Origin of the sequence: Collinsella sp. CLA-ER-H6 (assembly GCF_040092305.1) — a bacterium.
GTDB lineage: Bacteria > Actinomycetota > Coriobacteriia > Coriobacteriales > Coriobacteriaceae > Collinsella.
Genome location: NZ_JBBNLS010000003.1, coordinates 62,816 through 89,263, shown reverse-complemented (window position 1 = coordinate 89,263; position 26,448 = coordinate 62,816). Strand labels below are relative to the sequence as shown.

24 protein-coding genes are annotated in these 26,448 nt (G+C 60.7%); 21 read left to right on the top strand and 3 right to left on the bottom strand.

Annotated features, from left to right (window positions below):
• The first annotated feature begins 13 nt into the window (after positions 1-13).
• Positions 14-1,096: a flavodoxin-dependent (E)-4-hydroxy-3-methylbut-2-enyl-diphosphate synthase gene (gene ispG, locus AAAX77_RS01980; protein ID WP_349104537.1), complete on the top strand. Its 1,083-nt coding sequence runs from the start codon at positions 14-16 to the stop codon at positions 1,094-1,096.
• On the top strand, positions 1,097-2,818 hold the full coding sequence (locus AAAX77_RS01975; RefSeq protein ID WP_349104535.1) for a proline--tRNA ligase: 1,722 nt from the start codon (positions 1,097-1,099) through the stop codon (positions 2,816-2,818). It abuts the gene before it with no gap.
• Positions 2,819-2,996: 178 nt separating this feature from the next.
• Here AAAX77_RS01975 and AAAX77_RS01970 read toward each other — a convergent pair whose 3' ends face one another.
• Entirely contained in the window at positions 2,997-3,761 is a 765-nt protein-coding gene (locus tag AAAX77_RS01970; RefSeq protein WP_006236119.1) for an aminoglycoside phosphotransferase family protein, read from the bottom strand.
• Positions 3,762-3,849: 88 nt separating this feature from the next.
• Positions 3,850-6,498, bottom strand: a complete 2,649-nt coding sequence (gene adhE / locus AAAX77_RS01965) for a bifunctional acetaldehyde-CoA/alcohol dehydrogenase (protein WP_349104533.1) — start codon at positions 6,496-6,498, stop codon at positions 3,850-3,852.
• 331 nt (positions 6,499-6,829) lie between these two features.
• On the opposite strand from adhE, the gene AAAX77_RS01960 reads away from it, so the two are divergent.
• The gene (locus AAAX77_RS01960) at positions 6,830-7,606 is read left to right on the top strand and encodes a transposase (protein WP_349104531.1); all 777 of its coding nucleotides are present in this window, start codon (positions 6,830-6,832) and stop codon (positions 7,604-7,606) included.
• Positions 7,607-7,801: 195 nt separating this feature from the next.
• Here AAAX77_RS01960 and rpmB read toward each other — a convergent pair whose 3' ends face one another.
• Complete coding sequence (gene rpmB / locus AAAX77_RS01955) at positions 7,802-7,990, bottom strand: 50S ribosomal protein L28 (RefSeq protein ID WP_022094725.1); 189 nt, start codon at positions 7,988-7,990, stop codon at positions 7,802-7,804.
• 452 nt (positions 7,991-8,442) lie between these two features.
• On the opposite strand from rpmB, the gene pyrR reads away from it, so the two are divergent.
• The 18 genes from pyrR to AAAX77_RS01865 all read left to right on the top strand — a co-directional run bounded on the left by pyrR (position 8,443) and on the right by AAAX77_RS01865 (position 26,437).
• Positions 8,443-9,027 (top strand): bifunctional pyr operon transcriptional regulator/uracil phosphoribosyltransferase PyrR, encoded by a 585-nt coding sequence (gene pyrR / locus AAAX77_RS01950; protein WP_117770320.1) that lies wholly within the window; start codon positions 8,443-8,445, stop codon positions 9,025-9,027.
• A gap of 4 nt (positions 9,028-9,031) precedes the next feature.
• Positions 9,032-9,976, top strand: a complete 945-nt coding sequence (locus AAAX77_RS01945; protein ID WP_055309882.1) for an aspartate carbamoyltransferase catalytic subunit — start codon at positions 9,032-9,034, stop codon at positions 9,974-9,976.
• Entirely contained in the window at positions 9,960-11,249 is a 1,290-nt protein-coding gene (locus AAAX77_RS01940) for a dihydroorotase (protein ID WP_349104529.1), read from the top strand. Before AAAX77_RS01945 ends, AAAX77_RS01940 begins: the two co-directional genes overlap by 17 nt.
• Before the next feature lie 116 nt (positions 11,250-11,365).
• Positions 11,366-12,133 carry a dihydroorotate dehydrogenase electron transfer subunit gene (locus AAAX77_RS01935; protein ID WP_349104586.1) on the top strand — a complete coding sequence of 256 codons (768 nt, stop codon included), beginning with the start codon at positions 11,366-11,368 and terminating at the stop codon, positions 12,131-12,133.
• A gap of 14 nt (positions 12,134-12,147) precedes the next feature.
• The gene (locus tag AAAX77_RS01930; RefSeq protein ID WP_055309933.1) at positions 12,148-13,056 is read left to right on the top strand and encodes a dihydroorotate dehydrogenase; all 909 of its coding nucleotides are present in this window, start codon (positions 12,148-12,150) and stop codon (positions 13,054-13,056) included.
• Positions 13,050-13,766, top strand: a complete 717-nt coding sequence (gene pyrF / locus AAAX77_RS01925) for an orotidine-5'-phosphate decarboxylase (protein ID WP_035138533.1) — start codon at positions 13,050-13,052, stop codon at positions 13,764-13,766. Before AAAX77_RS01930 ends, pyrF begins: the two co-directional genes overlap by 7 nt.
• A gap of 239 nt (positions 13,767-14,005) precedes the next feature.
• A complete protein-coding gene (gene mihF / locus AAAX77_RS01920) occupies positions 14,006-14,314 on the top strand; it encodes an integration host factor, actinobacterial type (RefSeq protein WP_006236130.1) in 309 nt (102 codons plus the stop codon).
• Positions 14,315-14,884, top strand: coding sequence for a guanylate kinase (gene gmk, locus AAAX77_RS01915; RefSeq protein WP_006236131.1), 570 nt, complete (start codon positions 14,315-14,317; stop codon positions 14,882-14,884).
• Between the two features lie 5 nt (positions 14,885-14,889).
• A complete protein-coding gene (locus AAAX77_RS01910; protein WP_035138532.1) occupies positions 14,890-15,171 on the top strand; it encodes a DNA-directed RNA polymerase subunit omega in 282 nt (93 codons plus the stop codon).
• Positions 15,172-16,416 carry a tRNA uracil 4-sulfurtransferase ThiI gene (thiI, locus tag AAAX77_RS01905; protein WP_342996325.1) on the top strand — a complete coding sequence of 415 codons (1,245 nt, stop codon included), beginning with the start codon at positions 15,172-15,174 and terminating at the stop codon, positions 16,414-16,416.
• Between the two features lie 249 nt (positions 16,417-16,665).
• Positions 16,666-17,343 carry a helix-hairpin-helix domain-containing protein gene (locus tag AAAX77_RS01900; RefSeq protein ID WP_349104528.1) on the top strand — a complete coding sequence of 226 codons (678 nt, stop codon included), beginning with the start codon at positions 16,666-16,668 and terminating at the stop codon, positions 17,341-17,343.
• On the top strand, positions 17,340-19,643 hold the full coding sequence (locus AAAX77_RS01895) for a DNA internalization-related competence protein ComEC/Rec2 (RefSeq protein ID WP_349104526.1): 2,304 nt from the start codon (positions 17,340-17,342) through the stop codon (positions 19,641-19,643). The genes AAAX77_RS01900 and AAAX77_RS01895 overlap by 4 nt, the downstream gene beginning before the upstream one ends.
• Before the next feature lie 78 nt (positions 19,644-19,721).
• Positions 19,722-20,684, top strand: coding sequence for a DNA polymerase III subunit delta (holA, locus tag AAAX77_RS01890; protein ID WP_349104524.1), 963 nt, complete (start codon positions 19,722-19,724; stop codon positions 20,682-20,684).
• Between the two features lie 133 nt (positions 20,685-20,817).
• On the top strand, positions 20,818-21,084 hold the full coding sequence (gene rpsT, locus AAAX77_RS01885; RefSeq protein WP_022094714.1) for a 30S ribosomal protein S20: 267 nt from the start codon (positions 20,818-20,820) through the stop codon (positions 21,082-21,084).
• 96 nt (positions 21,085-21,180) lie between these two features.
• Positions 21,181-22,992, top strand: a complete 1,812-nt coding sequence (lepA, locus tag AAAX77_RS01880; RefSeq protein WP_349104523.1) for a translation elongation factor 4 — start codon at positions 21,181-21,183, stop codon at positions 22,990-22,992.
• Between the two features lie 4 nt (positions 22,993-22,996).
• Positions 22,997-24,040 (top strand): tRNA dihydrouridine synthase DusB, encoded by a 1,044-nt coding sequence (gene dusB / locus AAAX77_RS01875; protein ID WP_349104521.1) that lies wholly within the window; start codon positions 22,997-22,999, stop codon positions 24,038-24,040.
• Positions 24,041-24,042: 2 nt separating this feature from the next.
• Positions 24,043-25,275: a radical SAM family heme chaperone HemW gene (hemW, locus tag AAAX77_RS01870; protein WP_349104519.1), complete on the top strand. Its 1,233-nt coding sequence runs from the start codon at positions 24,043-24,045 to the stop codon at positions 25,273-25,275.
• 58 nt (positions 25,276-25,333) lie between these two features.
• Positions 25,334-26,437: a DnaJ domain-containing protein gene (locus tag AAAX77_RS01865; RefSeq protein WP_349104517.1), complete on the top strand. Its 1,104-nt coding sequence runs from the start codon at positions 25,334-25,336 to the stop codon at positions 26,435-26,437.
• Positions 26,438-26,448 lie beyond the last annotated feature (11 nt).

Sequence of the window (26,448 nt, the reverse complement as noted above, 5' to 3'; positions counted from 1 at the left end):
GGGAGTGTTTGGATTGTCTCTATCCCATTCTTTGCCGCGCGAGCTGACGCGCCCCGTGCATGTGGGCGGCGTGCAGATCGGCGGCGGCGCGCCGGTCGTGGTCCAGTCCATGACCTGCACCGATACCGCTGATGCCCAGGCAACGCTTGCGCAAGTGTGCGCGTTGGCGCAGGCTGGCTGCGATATCGTGCGTGTGAGCGTGCCCACTGAGGCCGCGCTTGAGGGTTTCCGCACCATCTGTGCCGAGTCTCCGGTGCCGATTGTCGCTGATATTCACTTTAACCATAAGCTCGCCATTGGTGCCGTTGAGGCCGGTGCTGCCAAGCTGCGCATCAATCCCGGCAATATCGGCGATTGGGCTAAGGTTGACGCGGTGATCGATGCTGCGGGTGCCGCGGGTTGTGCGATTCGCATCGGTGTCAACGCCGGTTCGCTTGAGCAGGACATCGCCGAGCGCGACGACCTCACGCAGCCCGAGAAGCTCGTGATGTCGAGCGAGCGCTTTGTGCAGCACTTTGAGGACCGCGGCTTTACCAACATCGTGCTTTCCGCCAAGGCCCATAGCGTACAGACGACGCTTGATACCTATCGCGCCCTGTCGCGCGAGATTCCCCACGTTCCGCTTCACCTGGGCGTGACGGAGGCCGGTACCAAGCTGCAGGGCACCATTAAGAGCTCGGTGGGACTGGGTATTCTGCTGTCCGAGGGCATCGGCGACACTATGCGCGTCTCGCTCACGGCCGATCCGGTCGAGGAGCCGCCGGTTGCCTGGGGTATTCTGCAGTCGCTGGGCCTGCGTCGCCGTGGCCCCGAGATTGTCTCGTGCCCCACGTGCGCCCGCTGCCAGGTTAACCTCATTCCCATCGCCGAGGAAGTAACCGAGCGGCTTAAGAACTATGCCGCGCCGCTTTCGATTGCCGTCATGGGATGTGCCGTTAATGGCCCCGGCGAGGCTTCCGACGCCGACCTAGGCGTGGCCTGTGGACGAGGTCAGGCCCTGCTCTTTTCGCATGGCCAGATCATTGGTAAAGTAGCTGAGGATCAAATTGTCGACGCGCTTATGGCAGAGGTCGACAAGCTTATTGAGGAGAAATAAATGACCCGAGCAATGTATATGTCTAAGCTCTATGCGCCGACGCTTAAAGAGGATCCGGCGGACGCTGAGCTCGCCAGCCACCGCCTGCTGCTCCGTGCCGGCATGATCCGCAAGGAGGCCGCCGGTCTGTATTCCTACCTGCCGCTCGCATGGCGCTCGATTCGCAAGATCGAGAACATCGTGCGCGACGAGATGGATGCCGCCGGTGCCCAGGAGCTTATGATGCCTATCATGGTCGACGCCGAGTTGTGGCGTGAGTCCGGCCGCATCGACGCCTATGGCAAGGAGCTTGTGCGCTTTGACGACCGTCATGGTCGCGAGTTCGTCCTGGGCCCCACGCACGAGGAGACCGTTACGGCCCTGGTTCGCAATGAGCTGCGCTCCTACAAGCAGCTGCCCGTTAACCTCTACCACATCCAGGATAAGTTCCGCGACGAGTTCCGCCCCCGCTTTGGCCTGATGCGCGGTCGCGAGTTCATCATGAAGGACGCCTACAGCTTCTCCGCCACGCAGGAGAGCCTGCAGGAGGAGTACGACAAGATGAAGCAGGCCTACGCTAACATCTGCGAGCGCTGCTATATCAAGGCTCTGCCCGTTGTCGCCGACTCCGGCGAGATCGGCGGCGACACTTCCGTCGAGTACATGGCTCTGGCCGACGCCGGCGAGGCTTCGCTGGTCTACTGCGACGATTGCGGCTTTGCTGCCGATGACGAGGCTGCAAGCACCAAGGTCGTTGTGACCGAGGGCCCCGGCGACGGTACGCTTACCAAGGTTGAGACTCCGGGTATGGGCACCATCGAGGCCGTTGCAAAGTTCTTCGGCTTCCCCGAGAACGGTACGCGAAAGTCGCTGGCACTCATCGACGCTGAGGGCAAGCCGGTCGTGGCCATTGTCCCGGGCGACCACGAGCTCAATGACTGCAAGGCCGAGCATGTCTTTGGCAAGGGCTATCGCATGATGACCGACGAGGAGCTTCAGGCGAACGGCCTGCACAAGGGCTTTATCGGACCGGTCAACCTGCCCGAGGGCATCCATCTGGTGTGCGACGAGAGCCTGCGCGAGTCCAAGCAGTGGGCCTGCGGTGCCAACGAGGTCGATTATCACTTTACCGGGGCCTGTCCCGAACGCGACTTTACCGTCGACGAGTGGGCCGACCTGGTCACCGTCGTTGCCGGCGATCCCTGCCCGCACTGCGGCAAGCCGCTCTCTGCTGCTCGCGGCATCGAGGTCTCCCAGGTCTTCCAGCTGGGCACCAAGTATTCCGAGGCCATGGGTGCCACCTTTATGGACGAGGACGGCAAAGAGAAGCCGCTCATCATGGGTTGCTACGGCGTGGGCGTGTCCCGCTCGCTTGCTGCCGTCGTGGAGCAGCACAACGACGAGCACGGCATCGTCTGGCCGGTCTCCGTTGCCCCGTACGAGGTCGCGGTGATTCCGCTCGATCCCAAGAAGGAGGAGTGCGCTACCGTCTGCGAGCAGATCGTTGATGGCCTGTGCGCCGAGGGCATCGAGGTCGTCGTCGACGACCGCGACGAGCGTCCCGGCTTTAAGTTTGCCGATAACGACCTTATGGGTTTCCCGTATCAGGTCGTTCTGGGTAAGCGTGGCCTCAAGAATGGTACTGTGGAGCTCAAGGACCGTGCTACGGGCGAGCGCGAGGACGTGGCGATCGACGAGGTCGTTGCCAAGGTTGCCGAGCTTGTTAAGGCAGCCCGCCGTTAATCGACGATTTCGCTTGTAGTTCGATATGTGGGACGGCCCCGCATTTCTCCAATCGGGGAGATGCGGGGCCGTTCTATTAGCTTGTAGCATCCTCGATATCTAAAAGGAAAACCCCACAGCCCATGCGAGCTGCGGGGTTTTCCATTGTGCCTCCGATGCGAAATAAATCGCTCAGATATTACTGATAATCGACGACATCGATCCAGTTCTTCAGGAACTCATCGTTCACGTTGCGCTTACGAGCGAGCTCGGAAGCGGCGACGATGCTCGTCCACTGACGCACGACCTGCATGGGCATGTCGGCACGGTCGCAGTAGAGCTCCAGGTAGGCCTCGGCCTGGTCCTTGCTGTTGAGGGCAAAGAGCAGGTAGGTGGTGGCAACGTCGGCAGCAGGGGAGCCCTGGGTGGCGTGTGCCCAGTCGCACACATAGAGCTGACCGTCGTCGCCGACGATGACGTTGGAGGGGTTGAAGTCGCCGTGGCAGACCTTGAACTCCTTGGTCATGCCGTCCAGACGCTCCTGAAGGTTGTAGCGCGTGGTGGCATTGAGCTGATCAAGGCTGTCGATCATGCGGGCGAACTTGTCGCGCTGACGGTTGAGCAGCGGGGAGGTGTAGCCGTGGATCTCGATCTGGAGGTCGACGAACATCTCGAGGTACTCACCAAAGCGCTGGGGCTCGGCAGTCATCTTCTCGGCAAGGGTGGTGCCCGGAACCTTCTCGGTCACGAGCGCCCAGCCGTTGGCGTTCTCGAGCTGGGAAACCTCGAGAGCCTTGGGGCTGCGGATGCCGCACTCATTGATGCGGGCAAGATTCAAAGCCTCGTTGAACACGTCGGAGACAGGCTTGGTCTCGTTAAAGACCTTGACGATCTTGTCGCCCAGGTCGTAAACGACCTTGTTGCCACGGCGGACGAGCTCGGTCTTGGAATCGGGTAGCAGCATGGTTGCATCCTTTCAACGATGCGATAGAAGCGACGGCGGGGGTGTGTGAAACACCCGTGCACCCCCGCCGTTAAAAACCGTGCTAAAACTAGCAGACGGCGTAATCCTGGGGCTCGCGGCCGTAGTAGGCGTCCAGGTAGAGCTCCTTGATCTCGCTCATGAGCGGGTAGCGCGGGTTAGCGCCGGTGCACTGGTCGTTGAATGCCTGCTCGGTCATCTCGTCGAGGGTGTCGAGGAAGTACTGCTCGTCGACACCGTAGTCGGCGATGGTCTTCTTGACGCCGATGAAGTCCTTGAGCTCCTCGAGCTTCGTGATGAAGTTCTCGAAGACCTCCTTGTCGTCCTTGCCCTCGATGCCGCAGTACTTGGCCATCTCGGCGTAGTTGTGCAGCGCGTTGGGGTAAGGATACTGGGAGAAGGTACCCATCTTGACGGGAGCCTCGGCGGCGTTGTAGCGCATGACGCGGGTCAGGATGACGGCGTTGGCGAGGCCGTGGGGCAGGTGATGGAAGGCGCCGAGCTTGTGGGCCATGGAGTGGTTGAGGCCCAGGAAGGCATTGGCGAAGGCCATACCGGCCATGCAGGAGGCGTTGTGCATCTCCTCGCGGGCGTGCGGGTCCTTGGCGCCATTCGTGAAGCTGGAGGGCAGGTTCTCAAAGACGAGCTTGGCAGCGCGCTCGGAGAGGCCCTTGGTGTAGTCGGAAGCCATGATGGAGACGTAGGACTCGATGGCGTGGGTCATGACGTCGATGCCGGAGGCAGCGGTCAGGCCGCGCGGTGCGGTCATGCAGTTGTCGGCGTCGACGATAGCCATGTTGGGGAGCAGCGCGTAGTCGGCGAGCGGCCACTTGATGCCGGTCTCCTTGTCGGTGATGATGGCGAACGGCGTGCACTCGGAGCCGGTACCCGAAGAGGTCGGGACGGCGACGAAGTAGGCCTTCTTGCCCATCTCGGGGAAGGTGAAGATACGCTTGCGGATGTCCATGAAGTCCATGGCCATGTCCTCAAACTTGCACTCGGGGTGCTCGTACATCATCCACATGATCTTGCCGGCGTCCATAGCGGAGCCACCGCCGACGGCGATGATGACGTCCGGCTCAAAGAGGGCCATCTGCTTGGCGCCGCGACGTGCGCACTGCAGCGACGGATCGGGCTCGACGTCGTAGAAGCAGTCGTGGGCGATGCCCATCTCGTCGAGCTTGGCCTCGATGGCGCGGGTGTTGCCATTCTTGAAGAGGAACTGGTCGGTGACGATGAAGGCGCGCTTCTTGCCCATGACGTTGCCCAGCTCGTCGAGGGCGACGGGCGTGGAACCCTTCTTGAAGTAGACCTTCTCGGGAGCGCGGAACCACAGCATGTTCTCACGGCGCTCGGCCACAGTCTTAACGTTGATCAAGTGCTTCACCCCAACGTTCTCGGAGACGGAGTTGCCGCCCCAGGAGCCGCAGCCCAGGGTCAGAGACGGCTTCATGCCAAAGTTGTACAGGTCACCGATGCCGCCGTGCGAGGACGGGGTGTTGATGACGATACGGCAGGCCTTCATGACGTGCTCGAACAGGCTGATCTTCTCGGCCTGGGCGGGGTGCACGTACAGAGAGGCGGTGTGGCCCGGGCCACCGGCGAGCACGAGGTGCTCGGCCTTGTCGACGGCCTCCTGGAAGTCCTTGGCGTGGTACATGGCCAGGACCGGGGAGAGCTTCTCGTGGGAGAACTCCTCCTTGGCGGGGTCGGTGGAGGTGACCTCGGCGATCAGGATCTTGGTCTTGGCGGGAACCTCGATGCCGGCGAGCTCGGCGATCTTGGCAGCAGCCATGCCGGGGATGCGGTGATCGAGAGCGCCGTTCTTGAACATGGCGGCACGCAGGGCCTCCATGTCGGCACCCTGCTTGACGAAGTAGCAGCCGCGCTTCTGGAACTCGGCCTTAACCTGGTCATAGATGCTGTCGATGACAGTCACGGACTGCTCGGAAGCGCAGATCATGCCGTTGTCGAAGGTCTTGGAGTGGATGATGGAGTTGACGGCGAGCAGCACGTCGGCGGTGTCGTCGATGACGACCGGGGTGTTACCGGCGCCAACGCCTAGGGCGGGCTTGCCCGAGGAGTAAGCGGCCTTGACCATGCCCGGGCCACCGGTGGCGAGGATGATGTCGACGTCGCGCATGACCATGTTGGTCAGCTCGATGGAGGGGACATCGACCCAGCCGATGATGCCCTCGGGGGCGCCGGCCTTGACGGCGGCGTCAAGCACGAGCTTGGCGGCGGCGATGGTGCACTTGGCGGCTGCCGGGTGCGGGGAGATGATGATGGCGTTGCGGGTCTTCAGGCAGATCAGCGTCTTGAAGATCGCGGTGGAGGTGGGGTTGGTCGTCGGGATGACGGCGCCCACGATGCCGATGGGCTCGGCGATCTTGGTGATGCCGTAAGCCTCGTCGCGCTCCAGGACACCACAGGTCTTGGTGTTCTTGTAAGCGTTGTAGATGTACTCTGCGGCGTAGTGGTTCTTGATGACCTTGTCCTCAAGAACGCCGCGGCCGGTCTCCTCGATGGCCATCTTCGCCAACGGGATACGAGCCTTGTTGGCGGCCATGGCGGCCTCATAGAAGATCTTGTCGACCTGCTCCTGCGTGTACGTAGCAAAAAGCGCCTGGGCCTCTCGCATCTGAGCGAGCTTAGCCTCAAGCGCCTCTACGTTGTCCACAATTGCGGGAGTAGTGTTTTCCGGTGACTTTTTCACCATTTGTGTCTCCTTGCGATCGGAGATTTACCCTACGCCTTGCATGATAGCAAGAAATTATTCGGCGAACGGTAAGATTCCTGTAAAAGGCACACTAAAACGCTTCAATAAACTGAAGCGTTTTAACAACAACTATCTGCCAGTGCATTGCCTCACTTATTGGGGACAGACTTACATGAGTGCTTTCACTCATTTGGGACAGACATCGTTTTGCCATTTTGCCGTTCTGAACCTGTTTTTGCCGATCATTGGATATAAATAGGTCACAGGCTCAGCATTTCGCGTTCCTTCTCTCCTTTTAGGTGTTGCCTGTTCAGTTTTGAAAGGAGAGATTATGCCCCGATGTGCCCGCGCCGTTTCGCTCACCGGCTATTACCACGTCTTTGACCGTGGCAACTCCAAACAGATTATTTTTGAAGATGACTCTGACCGATATCGTTTCTTATCGGACATCTCGGACAGGTTTGCACGCCATAAAGTGGCAGTGTTGGCTTGGTGCCTTATGGACAACCACTTCCATTTGATGGTTGATGACCCATATGACAACCTTTCAAAGGCAATGCAGTGCGCACTGACGGCGTATGCTAAGTATTTCAATGGGAAAACGGGAAGAACGGGCCATCTGTTTGACAATCGCTATTCGCGTGTTGCGGTTGAGTCGGACACACAGGCGGTGCAGCTACTCGATTATATCCATCTCAATCCTGTGAAAGGTGCGATCGACTCTCTCGAAGCATACCGCTGGTCAAGCTTTAGGGCATACCAGCTGGGCTACGATCCCTTTGACATCTGCGATGCGGCCCCTATGCTCGATATCGTCGGAGGCTCCCGTTGCTATTGCGAGCATCTCGAGGAAGTTGCCGGGCGCACTTGGTCAGTGGAGGTTCTTCCACGCCGGCGGATCCCCGATGAGGAGGCCCTTTCCATTGCGCACGAAGTCCTGCCGAGCATAGATCCTGCGCTGCTCAAGGCCCTGCCACGCCCCGATCGCGATGCCTGTCTGCTGAGGCTCAGGCGGGCACATCTCACGGTCAAGCAAATTGCCCGTATCACCGGCATTGGCGCTACAAGCGTGACCAAGGCCACTGTGGGCTGGAGGGAGGCTGCGTGAGGCTGGGCAGGACTTGATCATGGCGCCGCATGTGTACGTCACGTCTGTCCCCAATGCGTGAAAACACTCATGTAAGTCTGTCCCCAATGAGTGCAAAAAGGCGTCCTCCGTAGGGGAGGGCGCCTTTGGTAAGTTCTATGTGAACGCGAGGTCTTTGACCCGGAGAGTCCGAGGTACTTGTTGGTAAGACCTTATTTAGGAGCGCGCAACCTTGCCAGACTTGAGGCAGGTGGAGCAAACGTTCATCTTGCGACGGTGACCATCGACGACGACGTAGACGCGCTGGATGTTGGGGCGGAACTTACGGTTGGTGACGCGGTGAGAGTGGCTGATGGAGCGACCGGCAACGGGGTGCTTACCGCAAACTTCGCAAACTTTGGACATAACTGACCCTCCTTGGGCGACAAACGAACATGTCGCGTTAACAAACAAGCCTGAACTATAGCACAGAAGTCGCTCCCTGTGCGCAATCTACACAGAGATATTCCTCTTTTGGCGATAGTGCCCACGCCACGGCCCTGGACGTAGATCCGATTTGCGTGCAGCAGAGGGGATTATGCCAGCTCGTGCGTGTGTTTTCAAGCTCGTCCCACAAATATATATAGGTTTATGGAGCATTGGGCTCCGTTTACGGATTGCTCAGTATTTATGCTCGCAATTAAGCTCGAGGTTGGCTACACTATCCCTTGACCATTAAAGGGGTACGAGATACCCACATGGAATTACATAGCTGCCATGCGAGCAGCCTTTCCTGTGGGTGTCTGGTCCGCTTTAAGCGGTCGGGCATCTATTTTTTTGACTGTGTCAGCAGTCAAGACATGTGAGGAAGGAGATCGATGGGCACGACTTCCCCCAAGGCGGTCATCATGGACGAGACCGCCGTCAATCGAGCGATGACCCGCATCGCGCACGAGATTCTCGAGCGCAACGAGGGCTGTGAAGACCTCGCTCTGGTCGGCATCGTCACGCGCGGCGACCTTCTGGCAAAGAAGCTCGCCGAGGAGATCAAGGAGATCGAGGGCGTCGAAGTTCCGCTCGGCAGCCTGGACATCAGCTTCTACCGCGATGACTATGCGACCAATTTCGCTCCCGCGATCCACGCCACCAACATTCCCTTTAGCGTCGACGGCAAGCGCGTCGTGCTGGTGGACGACATCCTGTACACGGGTCGTACCATCCGCGCTGCTCTGGACGCCGTCATGGACCTGGGCCGTCCGAGCCGTATTGAGCTGGCAGTTCTCGTTGACCGCGGTCACCGCGAGCTCCCCATCTCGCCGGACTTTGTCGGCAAGAACGTTCCCTCGTCGCATGAGGAGAACGTGCACCTATATATGAAAGAAGTCGACGGCCACACCGCCGTCGAGATTAACGACGTCGCGCCGGGTTCCCACGTGGGCTCCGCGCCGCTGGGAGGTGAGTAGTACCGTGGCGTTCAACCATAAGCACCTGATCGACATTACCGAGTACTCCGAAGAGGACATCAAGCTCATCCTCGAGACCGCCAAGGCGTTCTCCGAGGTCAACGAGCGTGCGATCAAGAAGGTCCCCACGCTCAAGGGCAAGACCATCGTCAATATGTTCAACGAGCCCTCGACGCGCACCCGCAGCTCCTTCGAGCTCGCCGAGAAGCGTCTTTCGGCCGACAGCCTCAACTTTGGCGGCTCCTCGACCTCCACGGTCAAGGGCGAGAGCCTCGTCGACACCGTCGAGACCCTCAACGCCTACAAGATCGACTGCATTGTCGTGCGCGATAAGCACGCCGGCGCTCCCTACATCGTCACTCAGAACTCGCCCGCAAGCGTCATCTGCGCCGGTGACGGCAAGCACAACCATCCTACGCAGGCCCTGCTCGACCTGTACACCATCTGGGAGCACAAGGGTGACTTCCACGGTCTGAAGGTCGCCGTCGTCGGCGATATCGCCCACTCCCGCGTTTGCGGCTCGCTGATCCCCGCCCTTAAGATCATGGGCTGCGAGACCTACGCCGTCGCCCCCGGCACGCTGCTGCCGCCGTCGCCCGAGGTCTTGGGCTGCGACCACGTGACGAGCGACCTCGATTCCGTCCTGCCCGAGCTGGACGTCGTCTACATGCTGCGCGTGCAGCAGGAGCGCCTCGAGGGCGCACCGTTCCCGACCATTCGTGAGTACCACAAGCTCTTCGGCCTGACCAAGGACCGCGAGAAGCTTATGAAGCCCGATGCGATCATCTGCCACCCGGGCCCCATCAACCGCGGCGTCGAGTTCGACTCCTATATGGCCGACCACCCGCAACGCTCCGTCATCCTGGAGCAGGTCTACGCCGGTATCTGCGTGCGTATGGCTATCCTGTATCTGCTGCTTGGAGGTGCCGATAATGGCCTTGCTTCTTAAGAATGCCCACGTCGTCGACCCGTCCGTCGAGCTTGACGGTGTCGTTGACGTCCTGATTGACGGCGACAAGATCGCCGAGGTCGGCGAGAATCTCGCCGTCGAGGGAGCCGAGGTCCGCGACCTTTCCGGCAAGTACCTCGTCCCTGGCCTGGTGGATATGCACGTTCACCTTCGCGAGCCCGGCTACGAGGTCAAAGAGGACATCGAGAGCGGCACCCGCGCAGCTGCCAAGGGCGGCTTTACCGGCGTGTGCGCCATGCCCAACACCGATCCCGCCACCGATAACGGCACCGTCGTGGAGTTCGTCAAGTCCCGCGCTGCCGAGGTCGGTCACTGCCGCGTTTATCCGTCGGGTGCCATGACCCGCGGTCTTAAGGGCGAGGCCATGTCCGAGATGGGCGATATGGTCGCCCACGGCGCCGTCGCCTTCACCGACGACGGTCGCGGCGTGCAGGGCGCGGGTATGCTCCGTCGTTGCATGGACTACGGCAAGATGTTCGGCAAGGTCTTTATGAGCCACTGCCAGGACGAGGACCTGGTCGGCCACGGCCAGATCAACGAGGGCAAGGTCTCGACCCGTCTGGCTCTCGAGGGTTGGCCGGCTGCCGGCGAGGAGCTCCAGATCGCCCGTGACATCGAGATCGCCAAGCTGACTGGTGCCAAGCTGCACATCCAGCACATCTCCACCGCCCATGGCCTGGAGATCGTGCGTGCCGGTAAGGCCGCTGGCGTTCAGGTTACCTGCGAGGCTACCCCGCACCACATGTTCCTGACCGAGAACGACCTGGACGAGACCTACAACACCTCGCTCAAGGTCAATCCGCCGCTGCGTACCGAGGAGGATGCCGAGGCCATCCGTCAGGGCGTCATCGACGGCACCGTCGACGTTATCGTCACCGATCACGCTCCCCACACCCCGTGGGAGAAGGCCCGCGAGTTCGAGCTTGCGCCCTTTGGCATGATCGGTCTCGAGACCTCGCTGTCGCTCGTGCTCACCGAGCTGGTCAACACGGGCAAGATGAGCATGGGCCGTATGGTCGAGCTCATGGCCATCAAGCCGCGTGAGATCCTGGGCCTCGACCAGGTTCAGGTCAAGGTGGGCTCCGTTGCCGACCTGACCGTATTCGACCCCTCTGCCACCTGGACGGTCGGCGAGGACGGTTACGAGTCGCGCGCCGAGAACTCCGGTTTTGCCGGCCGCACGCTTACCGGTCGTGCCACCGATGTGTTTGTCGGCGGTAAGCAGACGCTCGCCGACGGCTGCATCTGCTAGCATAGCCTTATCGCTTTTGTGCGCGGTGCCCTTGCGGTGCCGCGCTTTCTGTTCGTTTTGACCATGCAACCGCATGGGGGATTGGAGCGTCTATGCCCACACCTTCCACTGCACGCATGCACGACTTCGAGGTCGTCTCGAACCAGGAGATCGCCGACGGCATCTTCTCGCTCGTCATCTCGGCCCCCAAGCTTGCAAGTGCGCTCAAGCCCGGTCAGTTTGTGAACATTGCCGTGCCCGGCGATGCGTCCTCGCTGCTTCGCGTGCCCCTGAGCTTCTATCGCGCCGACGCCCAGGCCGGTACCGTCGAGCTGTGGTACGCCGTCGTGGGTGACGACACCCGTCGTCTGTCGCAGATGGCCCCCGGCTCCAAGTCCAACCTGTTGGGCCCTGGCGGCCGCGGCTGGCTTGTTCCCGAGGGCACTAGGAAGGCGCTGCTCGTGGCGGGCGGCATCGGCGTTCCGCCCGTGCTCTGCCTCGCCGGCATGCTTGCCGGGCAGGGCGTGGATGTCGACGTGTGCCTGGGCTTTGGTACCGCTTCCAAGGCCGTGGGCATCGATGAGTTCCGCTCGCTGTGCGATACGGTCGACGTATGCACCGACGACGGCTCGTTGGGCACGCACGGCTTCTGCACCGATCCTGCCGCCGAGCTGCTCGGCGAGGGCGGTTATGACTACGTCGCCAGCTGCGGTCCCGCCGTCATGATGAAGAAGGTCGCCGCCGCTGCCGCCGAGGCCGGTGCGTACTGCGAGGTGTCGCTCGAGCGCATGATGAGCTGTGGCTTTGGCGCCTGCAACACTTGCAATGTAGAGACGGTCGACGGTATGAAGGGCGCCTGCATGTGCGGCCCCGTGTTCGATGCTTCCAAGGTGGTGGTCTTCTAGTGGGTACCGTGAACATGGCCGTCGATTTCGGCGGCGTCAAGATGCAGAACCCCATCAACACCGCAGCCGGTACCTTTGGCTACGGTTGGCAGTTCCAGAACTTCTTTGATGTTTCCCAGCTGGGCGCCATCACCACCAAGGGTTGCGCTGCCGAGCCCTGGCCCGGCAACCCCGCGCCCCGCATGGCCGAGATTCCCGGCGGTATGATTAACTCCGTGGGCCTTCAGAACCCCGGCGTGGCCGCTTTTGCCCGCGAGTCCGGTCCGTGGCTCGAGCAGCTCTCCAAGGACGGTTGTCAGGTCATCTGTCAGGTCGCCGGTCACTCCGTCGAGGAGTTTGTCCGCGCGCTCGAGATGTATGTCGAGCTGTGCCCCTGGGCTGCCGGCTACGAGATCAACGTCAGCTGCCCCAATATTGCCGCCGGCGGTGCCGCCATGGGCTCCTCGCCCGAGGGCGCCTCTGCCGTTATGGCTGCCTGCCGTAAGGTGACCGATAAGCCGCTGTTCGTAAAGATGGCTCCGGTTAACGTTGCCGAGATTGCCAAGGCTCTCGAGGCCGCCGGCGCCGACGGCCTTTCGGTCATTAACTCCATCCAGGGCATGGCCATCGACGTCCATACCCGCAAATCCCGTGTGGCCAAGCCCAAGGGCGGCCTTTCGGGCCCGCTGTGCCACCACATCGCCGTTCGCATGGTCTGGGAGGTCGCTCAGGCCGTCGATATCCCCATCAACGGTGTCGGCGGTGTCATGACGGGCGAAGATGCGGCCGAGTTTATCCTGGCTGGCGCCACCTGCGTGTCGGTCGGCATGGCCAACTTCGTCGATCCGTGCGCTTCGCTCAAGATCGCGCACGAGCTCGAGGCCTGGGCGGAGTCCCAGGGCGTGAAGGACATCAACGAACTGGTAGGTGCTTTCGAATGCTAGAGACCGATGCCCGCGACCGCGTTATCGTCGCTCTCGACTGCGATCGTGAGCGTGCGCTCGAGCTTGCCCACGAGCTTTCGGGCCATGCCGCCTGGCTCAAGGTTGGCATGACGCTCTATTACGCCGAGGGTCCTGAGATCGTCAAGACGTTCAAGGACCTGGGCTTTAAGGTCTTCCTTGACCTTAAGTTCCATGATATTCCGCATCAGGTTCGCGGTGCCGCCCGTTCGGCCTCGCTTGCCGGTGCCGACCTGCTCTCGGTTCACGGCTTGGGTTCGGGCGCCATGCTCGCTGCCTGCCGCGAGGGTGCCGAGGAGGCGCGCGAGGACCGCGCCAAGCTCGTCGCCATCACCGTGCTCACGAGCATGAATCAGGATGCCTTGAGCGAGATCGGCGTCGAGTCGCCCGTGGCCGAGGAGGCCGCCCGCCTGGCAAAGCTCGCTCAGGCCAACGGCATCGATGGCATCGTGTGCTCGCCGATGGAGGCTCACGACATGCGTGAGCTGCTGGGTCCTGATGCCCTGATCGTGACTCCGGGCGTGCGTCCGGTGGGTGCCGCCCTTGGTGACCAGTCCCGCGTGGCGACGCCTTCCCAGGCTATCGAGCGCGGCGCAAGCCACATTGTGGTGGGCCGTCCCATCACCGGCGCCGACGATCCGGTTGCCGCCTTTGACGCCATCGTCGCCGAGCTGGTCGAAAACGTCGCGTAAAAGATTCCCCTAAGTCACCACTTTTGGATCTCATTAGCACAAAATAGCCCCTGTGCCTGCGTAAACTTTCCCATCCTTTGTGTGGAATCGCAGGTCAGGGGCTTAACTTTGGGCGCAGTATATTGCACTTTTTGCGGGTATCGTCTAACCTATGGAGCCGCGATTGGGCATTTTGTACGTTCTACGTGCTAAAATGCCAATTATTGAATCAGATATAACCCAACTATTTGGAGGTACGAATGGCACTCCCTCAGCTTACCGATGAGCAGCGTAAGCAGGCTCTTGAGAAGGCTGCTGCCGCACGTCACGCCCGCGCTGAGCTTCGCGAGCAGATCAAGAAGGGCGAGAAGTCCCTCGAGTCCGTGCTCAACTCCGATGACCCCATCGCTTCCCGCATGAAGGTTTCCACCCTCATCGAGTCTCTTCCTGGTTATGGCAAGGCCAAGGCCGCCAAGATCATGGAGGAGCTCGGTATCTCCGCTACCCGTCGCGTCCAGGGCCTCGGCGTCCGTCAGCGCGAGCAGCTCCTCGAGCAGCTGACCAAATAAGTGAGCGCTCAGGATTCCAAGCTCTTTGTGATTTCTGGACCGTCAGGCGCAGGGAAGGGTACGCTCGTCACTCGTGTGCGCGAGCGCCGCTCGAACCTGGGCCTGACGGTTTCGGCTACCACGCGAGCACCACGCAAAGGTGAGGTCGACGGCGTCAACTACTTTTTTCTGACGCGCGAGGAGTTCGACCGCCGCGTGGCAAACGGTGAGTTTGTTGAGTGGGCCGAGGTCCACGGTAACTGCTACGGCACGTTGGTGAGCGAGGTCACATCCAAGCTCGCCTCTGGCGCATCTCTGATTTTGGAGATCGATGTCCAGGGCGCCCTGCAGGTGAAGGAGCGTTTCCCCGAGGCCGTGCTGATCTTTATCAAGCCGCCTTCGCTTGAGGTGCTCCGCGAGCGTCTAGTCGGTCGCGGTACCGAGACGCCCGAGACGATTGAGCTGCGTATGGCAAACGCCGCCGATGAGCTTGCCCTTGCCGACCGCTACGACGACGTCGTGGTTAATGACGATCTCGACCGCGCGACCGATGAGCTCGTTCGCGTTCTCGATATGCATGAAAGGATCTGAGGTCCGTGTCCGTTGTAAAGCCTTGCATTGACGATCTTCTGGAGAAGACCGATCACAACCGCTTCCTGCTCGCTTCGCTTGCCTCCAAGCGCGCCTGCGATATCAATAGCATGCTGCGTGGCCAGCACAACCGCGTGCTTGCCGTCCAGGATGTCGATGACATCACCATCGGGCTTTCCGGTGCCGACACCATCTCGATGGCTATGGACGAGATTGTCGACGGCGACATCTCTTACGACGAGGCCCGTTACGAGAAGGCGCTCGGCCACAAGGTTGCTGAAGCCTAAATGGCGGCTCGCGTCTGCCTGGTCCACTATCACGAGGTTGGACTGAAGGGTAAGAACCGCGCACATTTTGAGCATATCCTCATGGATAACATCAAGGCGGCCTTGGCCGCCTTTTCCGTGAATGCCGTGTCTCGAATTTCCGGTTATATCCTCGTGACCTTTAACGAGCATCAGGCCGACGAGGCGGCGCGTGTCATTCGCACCGTTCCCGGCGTTGCTCGTGTGTCTTTGGCGTATCACACCAATCGCGACCCTCAGGAGTACTGTGCCGCCGCCGTGAAGGCGCTGCGCGAGTTTGGTTCCTTCGATTCGTTTAAGGTGCACGCCAAGCGCTCCAATACCGATTATGAGCTCACCTCGATTGACATCAATCGTCAGGTGGGCGAGGTGCTGTGCGAGGCCTTCCCCGATAAAAAGGTTCAAATGCACGACCCCGATGCGATGGTGCACGTACTGGTGGTCCAGGGTAGCGTTTATGTGTACGCGCGCTCCGAGCGCGGCGTGGGCGGTCTGCCGGTGGGTTCTGCCGGCAAGGTCGTGACGCTGCTGTCGTCGGGTATTGATTCTCCGGTGGCAACCTGGATGCTCGCGCGTCGCGGCGCGGTGTGCGTGCCGGTACATTTCTCAGGTCGTCCGCAGACGCCCGACACGAGCGAGTATTTGGTGCAGGACATCATTCGTGCGCTTGAGCCGGGTGTCCAGATCGGCCGCCTGTACGTGGTGCCGTTTGGCGACTGCCAGCGTGAGATTTCGGTCACCTGTCCCAGCAACCTGCGCGTGATCATGTATCGCCGCATCATGTATTCGGTTGCCGAGCGTATCGCGCATATCGAGGGCGCCAAGGCCATCGTGACCGGCGAGTCGCTCGGTCAGGTTGCCTCCCAGACGCTCGAGAATATCATGGCCGTCAACGAGGCCGTGAAGATTCCCGTGTTCCGTCCGCTCATCGGGTCCGACAAGCAGGAGATCATTGCGCGCGCTCAGGAGATCGGCACGTTCGATATTTCCACCGAGGCGGCGCCCGACTGCTGCACGCTGTTTATGCCGCGTCGTCCCGAGACGCACGCCAAACTCGATGCCGTGCACGAGGCCTGGGAGCTGTTCGACCACGAGGAGATGATCGAGCGTCTGCTTAAGCAGACCGAGTACATTGACTTCTCCAGCAACACGTATAAGGCCCCTAAGACCTTAAAACGCAAACATTCGGAGCTTGCTCCGCGTGAGATTTACCAAGATCACGAGTAAATTTGTGCATAGGCCGACGATGCGCCTGCATCGTCGGCCTTTTGCTATCTGGGCATTTTGCGGCTAAGTGTTCATTTGCTGACGTGTGCCTGAATAAATGGACAGATTTGTGCAAGGTTTTGGTCGGTTTTTGGTTTGACCGTTAAAACCGGTTTTGGAGCGTGGCTGTTGTGGAGCTCCTTTCCTGACACGATGGTGTTGGGAGGTTTTGCTATGGCGCAGCGCGAACAACACGAACGAGTCAAACGGATGGACCGCTTGGCGGACAAGCTGTTCGGTCATAAGGCAGTGGTGATGGCGATACTGGTCGTCATTGCGATGGCGAGTGGACTGGCGATGGCGAACCTTGGCGGCGGTGCCGGTGGCGTGTCGTTTGAGCGCACTGACGGTTCAGGCTCGTTGGTGGAGCCGGGATCCGGTGATGCCTCGAGCGGAAAGACATCCGAAGGTTCTTCGGCTAAGGCTTCTGCCGCGGCAGAGGTCTATGTCGATGTCGACGGCGCCGTTGTGTCGCCCGGTGTATATCGTCTCAAGGACGGCGCGCGGGTGGCTCAGGCGATTGATGCCGCCGGCGGGCTTACGCCCGAGGCAGACGTTACGGGGCTTAACCGGGCATCCAAGGTCACTGATGGACAAAAAATCCACGTTCCAACGGTGGGGGAGCAGCAGGCGTCCATTGCGGAAGCCGGTGTTGATGGTGGGGCTTCCGCATCATTGGGCGTGAGTGGCGCAACGGGCCTAGTCAACATCAATACGGCAAGCGCGGCAGAGCTGCAGACGCTCTCGGGCATCGGTCCCTCCATGGCGCAGTCGATTATCGATGAGCGGACAAAGAACGGTGCTTTTGCCTCGGTTGACGATCTGATGCGTGTGTCGGGAATCGGCGAGAAGAAGCTTGCCAAAATCAAAGATTGCATCTGCGTATGAGTGCGACCGAGCGCGAGCATGTGATGCCTCCGCGGCCCCTGATGCCGTGGACGATGGCCCTGTGTGCCGGCGTGTGCATGAGCTGCGCCTTGGTGCTCAACGTGGCCGCTGATGTGCTGCTGAGGGAGCAGGCGCCGGCGGTCGGGCTGCTATGGGCCATTCCCGTTGCGGCGGCGGTATTCGTTGTGCTGGCTCAATTTTGTGCACCGCTTGCTCCTTGGAAGCGGTGGCTGTATGCCGCGTCCGTCGGTCTCGTGGCGGGAGCGGTCGTCTCGGCGTGGTGGGCTGCGGGCGCGCTCAACGCCTCGAAGGCGCTCGACGCTCGAGCGGCAAGCGGCCTCGAGTTTGTCGTGCAGGGCGATCCATCCATAAACGACGACGTGTATTCCTATACCTGCGAGGCACGTGCGGACGGTAAGAACTTGGCAACGGTTCGCCTATCGTGCGACCTCGAGCTCAAGGTCGGGGCGCACGCGCGTGTTATCGGTCGCGTTTCACGTTTTGAGAACGATGCATATGGACGATCGCGCGTGCTCCGAGGCGAGGTGCGCAAGGTTCAAGCCGTTCGGATTGTGTCGGTCGACGAGTGCTCTCCGGGGCCGCTGCTTCGGCTGCGAAATGGGCTGCTTGCGTCCATCGCGCCTGCGACCGACCCGGCGCGTGCGCTCATAGCCGGTGTCATCTGCGGTCGTTCGGCCGAGCTGCGCGCCCAGCCGGCGGGCGACTGGTTTTCGGTGACGGGAACGGCGCATCTTATCGCCGTCTCGGGCAGCCATTTGGCTATCGTGGGGTTTGTAATCGAGGGTGTATTGCAAAAGACTCGGTGCTCACGTGGTCTTCACCGGGCGATATTGGCGATAACGCTTATGGGCTACGCTGCCTTTACGGGCGCGTCTCCCTCGGCCGTGCGCGCGTGCTGCATGGTGTTCGCGACGCTTGTCGTAAACGGCGCGGAGCGTCGCCGGCACGGCGCATCGGCACTCTTCGTAACCATGTCCATCTTTGTGCTACTGCGACCGACGGTGCTGTTCGATATGGGCTTTCAGCTTTCATGTGCCAGCGTCTTTGCCATTCTGTGCTTTTGCCCCTATGCGACCTACGCTTTGGGTGAGCTGGGTGTGCCATCGGGCGTTGCCAGCATGCTTTCCGTCACGCTGTGCTCGCAAGTGGCGACTCTTCCCATTACCATTCCCGCCTTCGGTACGTTCTCGCTCATTGCTCCGTTGGCAAATGCGGTCATCGGTCCGGTGGTGAGCGTACTGCTTGCTGTGTCCATCGTGCTGGTTCCCTTTTCGCTCGTGGGACCGTTGCGGACTTGGGCGCTCGTTGTGCCCATGATTGCCGCCCGTTGCGCGCTGTTCTTCGAGCAGCTGTTTGCCGCCGTGCCTGGTGCATCTGTGAGTGTGCCGCCCGAAAGCATGTGGATTTACCTAGTGCCGTGTTTGCTGGCGGTTCTGTTGGTCTGGTGGCCGCGTCCCCGTGCACGTCCTATGGCGGTGGGGCTTGCATGCCTGGTGCTCTTGGCTGCGATTCCGTACGTCTACTGGGATCGATTCGCTCCGCCTTCGGTGACGGTGCTCGATGTGGGCCAGGCGGATGCGATTCTTATCCGCCAGGGCGACGCATTAGCACTTGTCGACTGCGGGCTCGATGGGCGCGTGGTAGCGGCGTTGGTTCGCAATAACGTGCACCATATCGATGCCGTCTTTGTGACGCATTGGGATGAGGATCACTGGGGTGGTCTACCTGCCGTGCTCGAACAGTTTTCGGTCGGAACGATTGCCGTGGCGGCGGATGCGTTGGAGGATGCTCCTGCCGAGGTATTGAATCGACCTGGCGTTGAGTATCGGCAGGTGCGCCGTGGGGATACGGTCGACATCGGCTCATTTTGTGCCCGCGTGATGTGGCCGTTCGAGTCCGTAGATGGCGAGGGAAATGAGGACTCGCTTGTCCTGCTACTCTCTTATGTTCAGGAAGGCAAGAGCCTGCGTATGCTCCTCACTGGTGATGCCGAGCTCGACCAAGAACGGGAATTCGTGCAGGAGGTGGGGGATATCGATGTCCTTAAACTTGGGCATCACGGCTCCAAGGTTTCAGTCGATGGTGAGTTGCTGGACGTCCTGAGACCCGAGCTTTCCCTCGCGAGCGCCGGCAAGGGGAATCGATACGGTCATCCGTCGGATGCCTGCATCGATACCGTTCAGGAAGCGGGCGGTGCGTTCGCATGCACCATCGAACACGGTGATATCACCATCAGCCCGACCGCAAAGGGCTTTGCGATGCGATGCCAGCGACCGTGACGACGTCGTTGGCGTGTGGTGGGCCCCTGGGCTAGAATGGCACGGAACGAATACGAAGGCCTGCGGGAGGGGAGCGTAATGTCCGAAACCGGTCTGCTGCCGGCATATCTGATCGTCGGTACCGACGGCGTCAAGCGCGATCACGCCGTCTCGCGTATGAAGGCGCGTCTGGAAAAGTCGGGAATGGTCGAGTTCAACCTCGACGAGCGCGATATGACCAAAGACCCCGATATCGAGTCGATTATCGGATCGCTTAACACCTTTCCGATGGGCAGCGAGTTTCGCTTGGTAATCCTTGATGGCTGCTCAAAGCTTGCTAAGGCGGTCTCGGAGCCGCTTGTCGAGTATTTGGCGAGTCCCAGCCCCACGACGGTCTGCCTCATCATCGCCGACTCGCTTGCCAAGAACACGCGCCTGTATAAGGCGATCGCCAAAATCGACAAGAAGGCCGTGATCGATTGCTCCGGCACCAAACGCTGGGAGCTACCGCGCCGCGTGCAACAGATGGCGACGCAGCACGGCAAGTCGATCTCGACGGCGGCCGCCGAGGAGCTCGTCTCGCGTTCGGGTGAAAACACGCGCATGCTCGATAACGACTTGGCTAAGCTTGTCCAGATGGTCGAGGCGCCCCAAATTGAGCTTGCCGATGTGGAGCGCTGGATTGTACGTACGGCCGAGGTCCAGCCCTGGGACTTTCTCAATGCGGTCTCGGCACGTGACATGCGACGCTCGCTCGAGCTTTTCAATCTATTGCCCGCCAAGAGCTACGTGTGGACTTACACGTTGCTGTGCGGCCGCATCCGCGAGCTTATCGTCGCCAAGGGGCTCGATGCGCGCGGACAGGGTCGTGAGCTGGCCGCAACGCTCAAGCTCCAGTCCTGGCAGGTCAAGAATCACTTGACCTGGGCACGTCGCTTTTCGATGGCAGAGCTCGTCGCGGCGCTCGAGGGGGCGGTCGATGTAGAGCTCGCGCTCAAGGGTTCGGCCGATTCTGAGACCGCGCTTTTGCTCTGGATTACGAACATCTTGAGAAAATCGTGATGATACCTGCCTATTTGACAAATTCGTTCTATCCCTTTGAGGGGGAGCGTGCTATAGTAGGCGCTTGCATGACCTCACCGTGTCTCAGAGGTGTCATACATTTTTTGCAAGGAACTCGAAAGGAACTCCAGAAGTGGCAAACATCAAGTCTCAGAAGAAGCGTATCCGCACCAATGAGGCAGCTCGCATGCGTAACAAGGCTGTCAAGTCCGAGCTCAAGACGCTGACCAAGCACGTCCAGTCCGCCGTCGCCGAGGGCGACGCCGAGAAGGCCCAGGCTGCCCTCAAGACCGTCACCAAGCGTCTCGACATGGCTGCCGCCAAGCATGTTATCCACAAGAACCAGGCTTCCAACCGCAAGTCCGGTCTTGCCAAGCTCGTGAACAGCATCAACGCTTAAGTTGTAAATTTCACACCACACAGATTACGCGCATAAATGGAGCCTGTTTTATGGAACAGGCTCCATTTTTTGTACCGCTCGGGTAAGATAGTCCGCATGAATACTTCAATTGACATTTCCCACATCCGCAACTTCTCGATTGTTGCGCATATCGACCATGGCAAGTCCACGATCAGTGACCGCATTCTCGAGCTCACCCATACCGTCGACGAGCGCGACATGGAGTCGCAGCTGCTCGACACCATGGATATCGAGCGCGAGCGCGGCATCACGATCAAGTCCAATGCCGTTCGCGTGTCCTATGACGCCGACGATGGCGAGACGTATCAGTTCAATCTGATCGATACGCCGGGCCACGTGGACTTTACCTATGAGGTCTCGCGCTCGCTGGCAGCCTGTGAGGGCGCGGTGCTCGTTGTCGACGCCACGCAGGGCGTTGAGGCGCAGACCGTCTCTAACGCGACGCTCGCCATGAACGCCAATCTGGACATTGTGCCGGCCATCAACAAGATCGACCTGCCCTCGGCTCATCCCGACGAGGTTAAGACCGAGATTGAGGATGACCTGGCGATCCCTGCCGATGATGCCGTGTGTGTCTCGGGCAAGACCGGCGAGGGCATCCACGATCTGCTGGAGTCCATTGTCTTTTTGATCTCTCCGCCCAAGGGCGATGCGAACGCGCCGCTCAAGGCACTCATTCTGGATTCATACTTCGACGAGTATCGTGGCGTCGTCGCCACGGTCCGCGTCTTTGACGGTTCCATCAAAAAGGGCGATACCCTGCGCATGATGCAGGCAAAGGGCGACTTTTTGGTCGATGGCGTGGGCGTCAAGCGTCCCGCCGAGACCCCGGTCGACGCGCTCACGGTCGGCGAGGTCGGATACGTGGTCACGGGCCTGAAGGACCCCGAGGCCGTTCGCGTGGGCGATACCCTCACGTGGGCGTCGAATCCCTGCCCCGAGCCGCTTCCCGGCTACCGCGAGGCCAAGCCCATGGTTTATACGGGCCTGTTCCCGATCGATAACAAGGACTACGAGAACCTGCGTGACGCGCTCGATAAGCTGCACGTCAACGACCCGTCGTTGGTGTGGGAGCCCGAGACCTCGGTGGCGCTCGGCTTTGGTTTCCGCGTGGGCTTCCTGGGCCTGCTGCATATGGAGGTCGTCAAGGAGCGCCTGGAGCGTGAGTTCAATCTTGACCTCATTGCTACGAGCCCCTCGGTGGACTATCACGTCTACAAGACTGACGGCGAGATGATTGATGTCCGCAGCCCGCAGGATCTGCCCGAGGCTACGCGCATCGAGCGCATCGAGGAGCCCTACCTCAAGGCCAAGATTATCTGCCCGCCCGAGTATACGGGTGCCGTCATGCAGCTCGCTATCGAGCACCGCGGCATTACTACCGACATGATTCATTTCACGAGCAAGTCGGTCGAGATGCGCTTTGATATGCCGCTCGCCGAGCTCATCTTGGACTTCTTTGACCAGCTCAAGAGCCGTACCAAGGGCTATGCCTCGCTCGACTACGAGTTCAACGAGTATCGTCCCTCCGAGCTCGTCAAGCTCGATATCTTGCTTTCGGGCGACGAGGTGGACGCGCTGTCGTTTATCGTCCACAAGGACAAGGCCTACGGTCTTGCCCGCGGCCTATGCGACAAGCTCAAGGAGATTATTCCTCGTCAGCTGTTCGAGGTGCCCATCCAGGGTGCTATCGGCAACAAGATCATTGCCCGTTCCACCGTCAAAGCGCGTCGCAAGGACGTTCTTGCAAAGTGCTACGGCGGCGATATCTCGCGTAAGCGCAAACTGCTCGAGAAGCAGAAAGAGGGCAAGAAGCGCATGAAGGCCATCGGCTCAGTCGAGGTCCCGCAGGAGGCCTTTATGGCGATCCTCAAGGTGGACGAGTAGGTCTATGGCGCTTTCTGAATACAGCAAGCGGCTGCTGGGCGCCTATGCCGAGCAGCCGTTCCTTATGGCTCCCATGGCGGGCGTGACCGACCCCGCCTATCGCATCATGTGCCGCCGCCGCGGTGCCAACCTTGCCTACAGCGAGATGGTGAGCGTTGCAGGCCTTGCCTATGCCAGCAACAAGACGTGGCGCCTGGTGCTGCCGGCCGACGAGGAGCAGCAGATTTGCGTGCAGCTCTTTGGCTCCAAGCCCGATCAGTTTGCGAGTGCCGTCGCCGCCGTCGAGGAGCGTGTGGGCGATCGCCTGTCGCTCATCGATATCAACATGGCCTGTCCTGCCCGCAAGGTTGTTACCAAGGGCGAGGGCTCGGCGCTCATGCGCACGCCCGACCTTGCGGAGAAGATCGTTGAGGCCACGGTGGGCGCGGCGCACGTGCCCGTGACCGTAAAGATCCGCAAGGGTTTTTATGCCGAGGACCGTAATGCCGCGACGTTTGCCCAGATGCTCGAAGGCGCCGGTGCCGCCGCAGTCGCCGTGCACGGTCGTTGCGCCACGCAGCTCTACACGGGCCAGGCCGATTGGTCGGTCGTCGATGAGGTGGCCGACGCCGTCGAGATTCCCGTTATCGGTTCGGGCGATGTGTTCTCGGCCGAGGACGCTACTGAGCATCTGCAAGGCTCGAGTGCCAGCGCGGTGTTTATCGCGCGCGGCATCTACGGCAATCCGTGGGTGTTCGGTGATGCTCGCGCCCTTGCGCTCGATGGCACGCCGGTGCCGGCGCGCAGCTCCGTCGAGCGCCTGGACGCCCTGCGTGAACACCTAACGCTGACGCATGAGCTCCTGCCGCTCATGTCGCGTGCCCGCACGTACGCAAGCTGGTACTTAAAAGGCATGCCCCATGCCGCCGCTTGGCGTGCCCATGTGGTGCGCTGCTCCACGTATGAGGAGTTCATGGCGCTGGTCGATGAGATCGAGCACGATGTGGTGGCCTGCGAGGCTGCCCTTGCCGCCGGTGAATCGGTGCCCCCTCATCCGCTGGAGGCTTAAGGGTGGCCGTTACCGCGCTGTACGTGCATGTGCCGTTTTGCGCCCTAAAGTGCCGGTACTGCGACTTTGACTCGCGCAGTTTTGCTCCGTACGACCTGACCGCTGCGCTCGATGCCTATTTTGAGCAGTTGTTCGCGCGCCTCGATGCTTTTGGCAAAGCTGGGGCCCTTGACCAGATCCGCACCGTCTATGTTGGCGGCGGTACGCCGTCGCTGGCGGGGGAGCGCTTGGTGGAGCTGGCGCGGCGTATTCGTGCGTCGTGCGCCCCCGTTGAGTTTACCTGCGAGGCTAATCCTGAGTCGCTGACCGCCGAGCTTGCCGCTGCGCTTGCCAAGGTTGGTGTCACACGCGTCTCTCTGGGCGTGCAAACGCTCGATAACACCGAACTTGCGGCCATCGGCCGTATTCACGATGCCGATCGGGCGCTCGCCGCTATCGCGATGGTCAAGAACGCTGGGCTTGACGTGTCGTGCGACCTTATGTGTGGACTTCCCGGGCAGACCGCAGTGAGTTGGAAGCGCACGCTCGATGGCGTGCTGGCGGCGGCTCCGCATCATGTGTCGGTTTACCCGCTCACGCTCGAGGAGGGGACGCCCCTCTATCGCATGGCGTGCCGCGACGAGTCGCTCGAGCCTGATGAGGATTTTCAAGCTTCGTGCATGGACGTGGCACGCGAGCTCCTGGGTGCCGCTGGCTATCACCCGTATGAGGTGGCGAGCTACGCGCTCGACGGCCATGAGTGCGCCCATAACATTGCCTACTGGACCGGCCAGGGCTATTTGGGCCTGGGTCGCTCTGCCGCCGGTATGCTCGACGCCGAGGATTTTGATCGCTTGGCCGGGCTGTTTCCCGGCGTGTCTGCTCGCGGCGATGCGTACCGCGTGCGACTGGTGCAACGTGACGATGGCGCGACGGCGTTCGAGGCCGAATATCTGTCGCAGCGTGAGGCTGCGGCTGAAGACCTGATGCTCGCTTGTCGCATGACGCGCGGTATTGTGTCCGACCTGTTGGTTCGTGCGGGTTGCGTCATCCCAACGGGCGAGCTGGCAGCTGCCTGCGATCGCGCGCTCGAATTGGGTCTTGCCACTTGGGTTCCCGAGACGCTCGAGGTCCATGAGGGACCCTTCACTTCGGCAGATGTCCTCGCGGGCCATGTTCGAGCTCGTCTGGCGCCGACACACCTGGGCTGGCTCGATGGAAATGTTCTGTTCGAGCTGTTTTGGGATCTAGCCTAGGCCGCTCGGGTAGAATTACCGGAATATATACGCTGCTGTGAGCAGGAGGTTGCCGCGCATGGCGACGATGAACGAAAAAGATTACTACGAGATTCTGGGTGTCTCCAAGGACGCCACCTCGCGTGATATTCAAAAGGCCTTTCAGCAAAAGGCCCGCAAGCTCCATCCGGACGTCAACAAAGAGCCGGATGCCGAGGAAAAGTTTAAAGAGGTTTCCGAGGCCTACGCCGTGCTTTCGGATGAGCAAAAACGTGCGCGCTACGACGCTATGCGCTCTGGCAATCCCTTTGCGGGTGCACCTTCGGCCTCGCCCTACGGTGGCGGCTATGCCGGCGGCGCCGGGTACGGCAATCCTTTTGAGGGTGGTTTTCCCTTTGGTGGAGCCTGGGGCCAGCCGCGTCGCGGGCAGGCTGCCTATAATCCCGAGAACGGCGCCAACGTGGTCGTCGATATTAAGCTCGACGCCAAGGAGGCCAAGGGCGGTGCCCGCAAGACCGTCCGCTACACGCGCTTCGATACCTGCGGTCATTGCGGTGGATCGGGCTCCGTTTCGTCTGAGCATGCCCATACCTGCCCGAGCTGCGGTGGTCGCGGCCACATCGACGTCGACCTGTCCTTCCTGTTTGGTGCAGGCACGTTCCAGTCGGTCTGCCCCGAGTGCGGCGGTTCCGGTAAGGTCGTGGCCGACCCCTGCCCCGATTGCGGTGGCAGCGGTCGTACTCGCGTAACCTCCGAGCAGACGATTGAGTTTCCTGCCGGCACGCACGATGGCGACGAGGTCCGCATTAGCGGCATGGGTCATGCCGGCACTAACGGTGCCCCGGGTGGCGATCTGGTCGGCCGCGCCCATGTTGAGGCCGAGCGCTTGGAAGGCAAAGCTCGTACCGGTTTTTACCTGATGGGCATTGTGGCGCCGTTTTTGGTACTCTCGGCCATCTCGGGCGTGTTCTCGGCCTTTGCCGTGATGTGCTTTATTCCGTTTGCCATGGGCCTGTTCATGGTGCTTTCGGACGGTGTGCTTCATCGCAGCCTGCTGTGGTGGAAGCGCGGCGCGATGCAGTTTGCCAACGGTTTTGCCAACGGCTTCATGTTCGCGCTCGTGTCGGTTTGGTTTGCGAGCTGCTCGCAACGGGCCATGCTTTCGCCGTACCAAATGCAATAACATCAAACCCT

Coding starts and splice junctions, on each gene's coding strand:
- AAAX77_RS01960 (WP_349104531.1), top strand. CDS start 6,830: ATGCCCCGATGTGCCCGCGCCGTTTCGCTCACCGGCTATTACCACGTC.
- AAAX77_RS01940 (WP_349104529.1), top strand. CDS start 9,960: ATGGCCTTGCTTCTTAAGAATGCCCACGTCGTCGACCCGTCCGTCGAG.
- rpmB (WP_022094725.1), bottom strand. CDS start 7,990: ATGTCCAAAGTTTGCGAAGTTTGCGGTAAGCACCCCGTTGCCGGTCGC.
- AAAX77_RS01975 (WP_349104535.1), top strand. CDS start 1,097: ATGACCCGAGCAATGTATATGTCTAAGCTCTATGCGCCGACGCTTAAA.
- holA (WP_349104524.1), top strand. CDS start 19,722: ATGTCCGAAACCGGTCTGCTGCCGGCATATCTGATCGTCGGTACCGAC.
- AAAX77_RS01935 (WP_349104586.1), top strand. CDS start 11,366: ATGCACGACTTCGAGGTCGTCTCGAACCAGGAGATCGCCGACGGCATC.
- pyrF (WP_035138533.1), top strand. CDS start 13,050: ATGCTAGAGACCGATGCCCGCGACCGCGTTATCGTCGCTCTCGACTGC.
- AAAX77_RS01930 (WP_055309933.1), top strand. CDS start 12,148: ATGGCCGTCGATTTCGGCGGCGTCAAGATGCAGAACCCCATCAACACC.
- lepA (WP_349104523.1), top strand. CDS start 21,181: ATGAATACTTCAATTGACATTTCCCACATCCGCAACTTCTCGATTGTT.
- dusB (WP_349104521.1), top strand. CDS start 22,997: ATGGCGCTTTCTGAATACAGCAAGCGGCTGCTGGGCGCCTATGCCGAG.
- AAAX77_RS01865 (WP_349104517.1), top strand. CDS start 25,334: ATGGCGACGATGAACGAAAAAGATTACTACGAGATTCTGGGTGTCTCC.
- mihF (WP_006236130.1), top strand. CDS start 14,006: ATGGCACTCCCTCAGCTTACCGATGAGCAGCGTAAGCAGGCTCTTGAG.
- thiI (WP_342996325.1), top strand. CDS start 15,172: ATGGCGGCTCGCGTCTGCCTGGTCCACTATCACGAGGTTGGACTGAAG.
- adhE (WP_349104533.1), bottom strand. CDS start 6,498: ATGGTGAAAAAGTCACCGGAAAACACTACTCCCGCAATTGTGGACAAC.
- AAAX77_RS01900 (WP_349104528.1), top strand. CDS start 16,666: ATGGACCGCTTGGCGGACAAGCTGTTCGGTCATAAGGCAGTGGTGATG.
- pyrR (WP_117770320.1), top strand. CDS start 8,443: ATGGGCACGACTTCCCCCAAGGCGGTCATCATGGACGAGACCGCCGTC.
- AAAX77_RS01970 (WP_006236119.1), bottom strand. CDS start 3,761: ATGCTGCTACCCGATTCCAAGACCGAGCTCGTCCGCCGTGGCAACAAG.
- AAAX77_RS01895 (WP_349104526.1), top strand. CDS start 17,340: ATGAGTGCGACCGAGCGCGAGCATGTGATGCCTCCGCGGCCCCTGATG.